Source organism: Bacillus sp. JST-5, from assembly GCF_057747715.1.
The window spans coordinates 18,800-19,176 of record NZ_JBYLHW010000041.1 but is presented as its reverse complement, the minus strand read 5'-3'; the positions used below and the strand labels follow the sequence as shown (position 1 = coordinate 19,176).

The 377-nt window shown below is 37.7% G+C and carries 1 protein-coding gene; it reads left to right on the top strand.

The features are described from left to right. Positions 1-377 (top strand): Kae1-like domain-containing protein (locus AC3ASS_RS09405; RefSeq protein WP_488283274.1); only part of this gene is annotated, 377 nt, incomplete at both ends.

Genomic DNA, 377 nt, shown 5'->3' with positions numbered 1-377 from the left:
CTAAATTTACCTTATCCAGGGGGACCTCATATTGATCGTCTTGCGCATGAAGGTAAAGCGACATTAAAACTGCCGAGAGCATGGCTAGAAGATGGTTCTTATGATTTTAGCTTCAGCGGATTAAAGTCAGCAGTCATTAACGTTCTACATAATGCTAGACAAAGAGGAGAAACAATTAAGCCGGAAAACTTAGCAGCTAGTTTTCAAGAGAGTGTAGTAGAAGTACTTGTTGAGAAAACTTATTTGGCAGCAAAAGAATATAATGTGAAGCAAGTTTTATTAGCAGGTGGAGTGGCTGCGAATAAGGGATTGAGAAGTGCACTTGAAGAAAAGTTTAAATCATTACAAAATGTAGAACTAATAATTCCGCCACTTTA